This window comes from Roseomonas sp. 18066, from assembly GCF_902706185.1.
In the GTDB taxonomy this organism is placed as follows: domain Bacteria; phylum Pseudomonadota; class Alphaproteobacteria; order Acetobacterales; family Acetobacteraceae; genus Pseudoroseomonas.
Genome location: NZ_CACSJM010000059.1, coordinates 25,636 through 34,611 on the forward strand (window position 1 = coordinate 25,636; position 8,976 = coordinate 34,611).

The following is an 8,976-nucleotide window of genomic DNA, read 5'->3' on the forward strand; positions in this document are numbered from 1 at the left end:
AGAGGTCGAGAAAGGCGCAGGGTGGACGCGGCGGCCGGGCGGCGTCCAGCCCCCCTGCCCCCGTTCCTTCAGGCGGCCATGTCAGGCAGTTTGGGGGACCGCCCGCGGCGCCGCCTGCAGCGCGGTGAAATAGGTCGCGGCCAGGCTGCCGGCATGGCGGCGGTCATGCTCGCCCAGCAGGTGCATCGCCAGGTCATAGGACTGGTAGCAATCGTGCAGGATGGCGGCCATGGCCAGCAGCTGGTGGTCGGACAGGCTGGCCGGCCGGGTGAAGTCGCGCACGAACAGCCCGTCGGCCCAGACCAGCTGCGACAGGCCGGCATAGATGTTCTGGTCGACCAGCATCGGCCGGATGGTGCGGCTGACCACCGGGAAGAAGCGGTGGAAGACGAAGCCATGGCCGCGCAGGAACCGCTCGACATCGCCGAACAGCGGCTGGTCCTTGTAGAGCGGCAGGAACTCGACCTCGGCCTGGATCACCGAGGCCTGGGCCAGCCGGTCGGTGGCGTTCTGCAGCACCATCAGCTCGGCGCCCTGGATGTCGAGCTTCAGCAGGTCGGCGCCGGCGGTCTCGGGCACGTCGTCGAGGCGGACGGTGTCGATCTCCTCCCGCCCCAGCACCGTGCCCCAGTCCGGGAAGCCGTGGAACAGCCCCAGGATCGCCGGATCCGGCTCCAGCAGCGAGGTCATGCCCGGCGCCTGGCAGATCTTCAGCGTGTGCCGCCGGCCATCGCCCACCGCATGCGGGAAATAGCGCTCCAGCGGCGAGCGGCGCTGCTCCAGCACCGCCAGCGCGTCCGGATTGGGCTCGAAGCCCACCACCTCGGCCGCCCCCCGCCGCAGCATCCCGGCATAGGGCGGGTCGCTGTCGATCGGATTGGCGCCGATATCGACGACCTTGACCCTGAGGCCGAGGCCCGACAGGTCGTTGAAGCTGGCGGCCTCGCTCATCCCCGGCCCTTCCCTGGCACCACGGCAGACAGAACCATCGCCCACCGCCGCGGGTTGCGGCGGCGGGCGGCGAGAACCCTCAGAGGAAGAGGGCGCTCACCTGGTTGTTGTCCATCGCACCGATCTGCGTCGAGGTGAAGGCCGCCACCTGGGTGTCGGTCAGCGCCGCGATGTCGGAGGTCTCGAGGCCGGTGATCTGCGTCGTGGTCAGCGCCGCCAGCTGGCCGGTGGTGAAGCCGCCCATCTGCGTCGTGGTCAGCGCGGTCACCGCCGTGCTGGTCAGCGCCGTCACCTGGGTGGTGGACAGGCTGCCGATCAGCTCGGTGCCGAGCCCGCTGACCTGGGTGGTGCTCAGCGCCGCCAGGCCCGTGGTGGTCAGGCCGACGACCTGGCCGGTGGTCAGGGCGTTCAGCTGCGTCACCGTCAGGCTGCCGAGCTGGGTGGTGCTGAGCACGGCGATGTCGCTGGTCTCCAAGCCCCGGATCTGGCCGGTGGCCAGGCCGCGCAGCTGCGTCGTGGTCAGCGCCGAGACCTGGGTGGTGGTCAGCGCCGCCACCTGGCCCGAGGTCAGGCCCTTGACCTGCGTCGTGGTCAGCACGGCCAGGTCGGTGGTCTCCATCGCCTGCAGCTGGGTGTTGGTCAGCCCGGCCAGCTGGGTCGAGGTGAAGCCCGCCATCTGCGTCGTGGTCAGCGCCACCAGGTCGGTGGTCTCGAGGCCGCGCAGCTGCGCCGTGCTCAGCACCGCGATCTGCGTCGTGGTCAGGCCGCCCACCTGGGTGGTGGTCAGCGCGCCCACCTGGGTCGAGGTGAAGCCGACCACCTGGGCCGAGTTCAGCGAGCCGACCTGGGTCGAGGACAGCGCCACCAGCTGGGTGGTGGTGATCGCCGCCACCTGCGCCGTGGTCAGGCCGCGCAGCTGGGTGGTGCTGAGCTGCTGCAGGTCGGTGGTCTCGAAGGCGACGACCTGGGTCGTGGTCAGGGCGCTGATCTGCGCCGAGCCGAGGCCCGGGATCTGCGTCGTGGTCAGCGCCGCGATGTCGGTGGTGTCGATCGCCTTGACCTGCGCCGCCGTCAGGCTGCCCAGCTGGGTGGTGGTCAGCGCGGTGACCTGGGTCGAGGTCAGCGCGGTCACCTGGGTCGCCGTCAGGCCACGCAGCTGCGCGGTGGTCAGCGCGGCCAGGTCAGTGGTCTCGACCGCGACCAGCTGGGCGGTGCTGAGCGCGGCCAGCTGGCCGGAGCTCAGGCCGATGATCTGGCTGGTGGCGAGCGCCGCGATGTCGGAGGTCTCCAGCCCCTTCACCTGCGCCGTGGTCAGGGCGCCGAGCTGGCTGGAGGACAGGCCGGGCAGCTGGGTCGTGGTCAGCGCCGCCACCTGGGCGGTGGTCAGCCCCTGCAGCTGGGTGCTGGTCAGCGCGGCCAGCTGGGTGGTGGTCACCGCCTCGACCTGGGTCGTGGTCAGCGCGCCGAGCTGCGCCGAGCTCAGCCCGCGGATCTGCGTGGTGGTCAGCACCGCGAGGTCGGTGGTGTCGAAGCCGCGCACCTGCGCCGTGGTCAGCGCGGCCACCTGGGCGGTCGACAGGCTGCCCACCTGGGTGGTGGTCAGCGCCGCGACCTGGGTGGTGGTCAGGCCCTTGACCTGCGCCGTGGTCAGCGCCGCCACCTGGGTGGTGGTGATGGCGCCGAGCTGCGTCGTGGTCAGCGCGCCGATCTGGCTGGAGGTCAGGCCGCGCACCTGCGTGGTGTTCAGCACCGCGACATCGGTCGATTCCAGCGCCGACACCTGGGCATTGCTGAGCGCCGCCAGCTGGGCGGTGGTCAGGCCCAGGATCTGCGTCGTGGTCAGCGCCACCAGGTCGGTGGTCTCGAGCCCGCGCACCTGGCTGGTCGACAGCGAGGCCAGCTGGCTGGTCGACAGCGCGGCCACCTGGGTGGTCGACAGCGCGCCCACCTGGGTCGTGGTCAGGCCGCCCAGCTGCGTGCTGGTCAGCGAGGCCACCTGGGTGGTGGTGATGGCGTCCAGCTGCGTCGTGGTCAGGGCGCCGATCTGGCTGGCCAGCAGGCCGCGGATCTGGGTGGTGTTCAGCACCGCCAGGTCGCTGGTCTCAAGCCCGCGCAGCTGCGTGGTCGACAGCACGCCCAGCTGCGGCGCGGTCAGGCCGGCCATCTGCGTCGTGGTCAGCGCGGCGAGGTCGGTGGTGGTGAAGCCCTGGACCTGGCCGGTGCTCAGCGAGGCCAGCTGCGTCGTGGTGACGGCCGACAGCTGCGTCGTGGTCAGCGCCGCCACCTGGGCGGTGGTCAGGCCCTTCAGCTGGGCGGTGGTCAGCACGCCCACATCGGTCGATTCCAGCGCCACGAACTGCGCCGTGGTCAGCGCCGCCAGCTGCGCCGAGCCGAGGCCCGCCATCTGCGTCGTCGTCAGGGCGGCGAGGTCGGTGGTCTCGAAGCCCAGCATCTGCGCCGTGGTGAAGGCGCCGATCTGGGTGGTGCTCAGCGCGCCCACCTGGGTGGTGCTCAGCAGGCCGATCTGAACCGGCGCGAAGCCCTTCAGCTGGGTGACGCTCAGCCCGCCGATCTGCGTCGTGGTCAGCGCCTGGACATGGGCCGGGCCGAAGCCCGCGATCTGGCTGGAGGACAGGCCGCGCAGCTGCGTCGTGGTCAGCGCCGCCAGGTCGGTGGTCTCGAGGAAGCGGATCTGCACCGTCGACAGCCCGCTGACCTGGGTCGAGGTCAGGCCGCCGATCTGCGTCGTCGACAGCGCCACCACCTGGGTGGTGTTCAGCCCGGCCAGCTGGCCGGTGGTCAGCCCGCCCACCTGGGTCGAGGTCAGCGCGCCCAGCTGCGTCGTGGTGATCGCGCCGATCTGGGTCGAGGTCAGGCCGCGCAGCTGCGCCGTGCCGAGGACCGCCAGGTCGGTCGATTCGATGCCGACCAGCTGCGTCGTGGTCAGCGAGGCCAGCTGGGTCGAGGTCAGCCCGGCCATCTGCGTCGTGGTCAGGGCGACCAAATCGGTGGTGTCGAAGCCGCGGATCTGCCCGGTCGACAGGCCGGCGATCTGGCTGGTGGCCAGCGCCACGACCTGGGTCGTGGTCAGCGAGGCGACCTGGGTCGAGGTGAAGCCGGCGACCTGGGTGGTGGTCAGCCCGGCGACCTGCGTCGTGGTCAGCGCGGCGACCTGCGTCGTGGTCAGCCCCGCCAGCTGGCTGGAGACCAGGCCGCGGATCTGGCTGGTGCCGAGGACGGCGAGGTCGGTGGTCTCCAGCGCGCGCAGCTGGGTCGAGCTCAGCCCGCCGAGCTGGCCCGAGGTCAGCCCCGCCATCTGCGTCGTGGTCAGCGCGACGAGGTCGGTGGTCTCGAAGCCCTTCACCTGGGCGGTGGACAGGCCCGCCAGCTGCGTCGTCGTCAGCGCCACGACCTGGGTCGTGGTCAGCCCGGCAACCTGGCCCGAGGTCAGGCCGCGCAGCTGCGTCGTGGTCAGCACCGCGAGGTCGGTCGATTCGAGGCCGGCCATCTGCGTCGTGGTCAGCGCCGCCAGCTGGGCCGAGGTCAGCCCGGCCATCTGCGTGGTCGTCAGCGCGGCGAGGTCGGTGGTCTCGAGGCCGCGCAGCTGCGCGGTCGTCAGGGCGCCGAGCTGGCCGGTGGCCAGCGCCACCACCTGGGTGGTGTCGAGCGCGCCCACCTGGGTCGAGGTCAGCGCCGCGACCTGGGTGTTGGTCAGCGCGCGCACCTGCGTCGTGGTCACGGCGCCGAGCTGCGTCGTGCTGAGCGCCGCCAGCTGCAGGCCGGTCAGGCCGCGCAGCTGGGTGGTGCTCAGCGAGGCGATGTCGCTGGTCTCGAGCGCGCGGACCTGCGCCGTGCTCAGCACGCCGAGCTGCGAGGAGGACAGGCCGCCGATCTGGGTGGTGTCGAGCGCGACCAGCTGCGTCGTGGTCAGCCCCAGCAGCTGCTGCGTCGACAGCCCGCCGATCTGCGTCGTCGTCAGCGCGCCCAGCTGCGTCGTGGTCAGCGCGGCGACCTGGGTCGAGGCCAGGCCGCGCAGCTGCGTCGTGCGCAGCACCGCGACATCGGTCGATTCGAGGGCGGCGAGCTGCGTCGTGGTCAGCGCGCCGAGCTGGCCGGAGGTCAGGCCGATCACCTGGGTGGTGGTCAGCGCGGCGAGGTCGGTGGTCTCGAGCCCGCGCACCTGCGCGGTGGTCAGCGCCGCGAGCTGGGTGGTGCCCAGGCCCACGATCTGCGTGGTGTCGAGGGCGGCCAGCTGCGTCGTGGTGAAGCCCACCACCTGGCTGGTCGCCAGGCTGGCCAGCTGCGTCGTGGTCAGCGCGTCGACCTGGGTGGTGGTCAGCGAGGCCAGCTGGCTGGAGGACAGGCCGCGCAGCTGCGCGGTGCCGAGGACGGCGAGGTCGGTGCTCTCGATGCCGCGCAGCTGCGTCGTGGTCAGCGCCGCCAGCTGGGCCGAGCCCAGGCCCGCCATCTGCGTCGTGGTCAGCGCCGCGAGGTCGGTGGTCTCCAGGCCCTTGACCTGGCCGGCGGCCAGGCTGGCCAGCTGCGTCGTGGTCAGCGCGCCCACCTGGGTGGTGGTCAGCGCGGCCAGCTGGCTGCTGGTCAGGCCCTTGATCTGGGTGACGGTCAGCACGCCGACATCGGTCGATTCGAGGGCGGCGAACTGCGTCGTGGTCAGCGCGCCGAGCTGCGCCGAGCTCAGCCCCAGCACCTGGGTCGTGGTCAGCGCCGCGAGGTCGGTGGTGTCGAAGCCACGCACCTGGCTGGTCGACAGGCTGGCCAGCTGCGTCGTGGTCAGGCTGGTGACCTGGGCGGTGTCGAGCGCGCCGATCTGGGTGCTGGTCAGCCCCTTCACCTGCGTCGCCGACAGGCTGCGCACCTGGGTCGTGGTGACCGCGCCGAGCTGCGTCGTGGTCAGCGCCGCCAGCTGGCTGGAGGCCAGGCCGCGCAGCTGCGTGGTGCTGAGCACGCCGACATCGGTCGATTCGAGGGCGGCCACCTGGGTGGTCTGCAGCGCCGCGAGCTGCAGCGTGGACAGCACGCCGATCTGCGTCGTCGTCAGCGCCGCCAGCTGCGTCGCCGCCAGGCTGCGGATGTCGCTGGTCTTCAGCGCCGCGATGGCGGTGGTGGACAGGCCTGCGATCTGGGTGGTGTTGAGGGAGCCGATGACAGCCATGGTCTCTGACCTTCGCGCCGAGTTTTTCTGGGGGGGAGTCGTTTAGGCGGCAGCAGGACCGCCCGCGGGGCGGGCAGCGTGACGGCCATGGTCAGAGATGCCTGGTCCAGGCATCGGCCAGCCGGCAGCCTCGAAGGACCTGGGGGCGCGGGAATCGGGGTGGCACGCCGGGAAGGGCGTCTGCAAAGCCGGCATCAGCGGATGCCAGGCGGTCTGCGACAGACCGTGCTGCAACGGGGCCACGAGTTTCTCCACATGCCCGCCCAGGTTTTTCGGGACTGATCCGGCCGGATTCTTCAGCCGCTTTGGAACGCACCCCCTCGCCAGCGGCGCAGGAGGTCAGGTGACCGGCCGGGGCCTTTTGACCCGGTCGACCTGCCCGGGCGCACCATCTGGTCAGAACGTTAACGGCAAGTGAACCAGGGCCGGGCTTCTTCGCGGCCTCGCAACGGTCGCGCCTTCCGGCTGTTATCGCACGCTTTTTCGGAAGCGGCGCCGGCCGTCGCGCGAGAGCGGAATGGTTAATGCCTGGGCAACATCACCGTCGTCTCCTAACGGCCGGAAAAAACTTCCAGCCCTGGTGGGTAGTGGCCTTGGCCCCTGAACTGTCTGCTGAACTGACAGCGCTTCGATGCGTCTTCCTGCTGGCCATGCATCATGGCCTGCACCTGACCCCGGCCGAGCTGCCGGTGCCGGGGGCGGGCGACATGACCGGCGCGGTGCTGCGCAGCCTGAAGGCCGCGGGGCTGGCCGCCAAGGCGCTGCCGCGCTGCGACTGGGACAAGGCCGGCAGCCTGGGCACCGCCTATCCGGCGCTGGCCACCCGGCGCGACGGCAGCTGGTTCATCCTGGTCCATGTCATGGCGGCGGCCGACGGCTCGAAGCTGGCCGCCATCCTCGACCCGCGCGACGAGGCCGCCGGCGTCCGGCTGGTGACGCGCGAGGCCTTCCTGGCCGACTGGTCCGGCCGGCTGATCCTGGCGAAACGCGCCAACAAGGTGACCGACGAGAACCAGCGCTTCGGCCTGCGCTGGTTCCTGCCCGAGATCATCCGCCACCGCCGGCTGTTCCAGGGTGTCGCCATCGCCGCCATCATGGCGAACCTGATCAGCTTCGCCATCCCGCTGCTGTTCCAGGTGCTGATCGACAAGGTCATCACCCACCACAGCTACCAGACCCTGACCGTGGTGGTGGCCGTCTTCGTGCTGCTGACCGTCTTCGACGGCCTCTTCAGCTATGCCCGGCAGCGGCTGATGCTGCTGGCCAGCAACAAGATCGACGCCCGGCTGACCTCGCGCACCTTCCGCCACCTGCTCGGCCTGCCGCTGCATTTCTTCGAGAGCAACAGCGCCGGCGTCCTCGCCCGCCACCTGCAGCAGACCGAGAAGCTGCGCCACTTCCTGACCGGCCGGCTGTTCCAGACCCTGCTGGACGCCGCCGCCCTGCCGGTGCTGCTGGTCCTCCTCGTGCTGTACAGCGGCGTGCTGACCGCGGTGGTGCTGGGCTTCTCGCTGGCCATCGCCGCCGTCATCGGCGGGCTGGTGCCGCTGTTCCGCGGCAAGCTGAACGCGCTGTACCAGTCGGAAGGCGCCCGCCAGGCCTATCTGGTCGAGACGCTGCACAACATGCGCGCGGTCAAGTCGCTGGTGCTGGAGCCGGCGCGGGAGAAGGCCTGGGACGCCAAGGTCGCCACCGCCATGCGCCAGCATGCCGGCGTCGGCCAGGTCGCCGCCACCGGCAACGTGCTGACCACGGGCCTCGAGAAGCTGATGCAGATCAGCGTGCTCGGCGTCGGCGCCCTGCTGGTCTTCGACGGGCAGCTGAGCATCGGCGCGCTGGTCGCCTTCAACATGCTGTCCGGCCGGGTCACCGGGCCGCTGGTGCAGATCGTCGCCCTGATCAACGAGTACCAGGAGGCCGCGCTGTCGGTCGACATGCTGGGCACGGTGATGAACACCGCCCCCGAGCGCCAGGGCCAGGACCGCCGGGCGCGCCCCGAGATCACCGGCGCGCTCGAATTCCACGGCGTCGGCTTCCGCTACCCCGGCGCCGCCACCCCGGCCCTGAACGATGTCTCCTTCAGCGTGAAGCCCGGCCAGGTGATCGGGCTGGTCGGCCGCTCCGGCTCGGGCAAGACCACGGTGACCCGGCTGGTCCAGGCCATCCACCTGCCGCAGGAAGGGCTGATCCAGCTGGACGGCGTCGACCTGCGCCAGATCGAGCTGCCGCATCTGCGCCGCAACGTCGGCGTCGTGCTGCAGGACAACCTGCTGTTCCGCGGCAGCATCCGCGAGAACATCGCCGCCGCCCGGCCCGACGCGCCGATGACCGCCATCATCGAGGCCGCCCGCATGGCCGGCGCCGCCGAGTTCATCGACCGCCTGCCCATGGCCTATGACACCCTGGTCGAGGAAAGCGCCGCCAACTTCTCCGGCGGCCAGCGCCAGCGCCTGGCCATCGCCCGCGCCCTGCTGACCGAGCCCCGCCTGCTGATCTTCGACGAGGCCACCAGCGCCCTCGACCCCGAAAGCGAGGCCATCATCCAGCAGAACCTGGCGGCCATCGCCCGCGGCCGCACCATGCTGATCGTCTCGCACCGCCTGGCCTCGCTGGTCGGCGCCGACGCCATCCTGGTGCTCGACCGCGGCCAGGTGCTGGATTTCGCGCCGCACCCGGTGCTGCTGGAGCGCTGCGCCGTCTACCGCCAGCTCTGGGACACCCAGACCCAGCACCTGCACGCCTCCACCCCGCCGGCGGAGCTCGCGGCATGAGCGCGACCCTGCGCCAGGGCCTCGACCTCGCGGCCCCGCCCCGGCTCAGCTGGGCCGGCCTGCTGCCGCGCTTCGGCAAGC

3 protein-coding genes are annotated in these 8,976 nt (G+C 71.4%); 1 reads left to right on the forward strand and 2 read right to left on the reverse strand.

Going from position 1 to position 8,976, the window contains the following annotated elements; translation table 11 throughout:
- Positions 1 to 81 precede the first annotated feature (81 nt).
- Together GVN67_RS13920 and GVN67_RS13925 are read right to left on the reverse strand one after the other, a co-directional pair.
- Positions 82 to 951: an FkbM family methyltransferase gene (locus GVN67_RS13920; protein WP_159996899.1), complete on the reverse strand. Its 870-nt coding sequence runs from the start codon at positions 949 to 951 to the stop codon at positions 82 to 84.
- A 79-nt stretch (positions 952 to 1,030) separates the two neighbouring features.
- Entirely contained in the window at positions 1,031 to 6,124 is a 5,094-nt protein-coding gene (locus GVN67_RS13925; RefSeq protein WP_200845254.1) for an S-layer family protein, read from the reverse strand.
- Between the two features lie 650 nt (positions 6,125 to 6,774).
- Here GVN67_RS13925 and GVN67_RS13930 point away from each other — a divergent pair.
- Positions 6,775 to 8,895 carry a peptidase domain-containing ABC transporter gene (locus tag GVN67_RS13930; RefSeq protein WP_235035296.1) on the forward strand — a complete coding sequence of 707 codons (2,121 nt, stop codon included), beginning with the start codon at positions 6,775 to 6,777 and terminating at the stop codon, positions 8,893 to 8,895.
- The last annotated feature ends 81 nt before the right edge of the window (positions 8,896 to 8,976 follow it).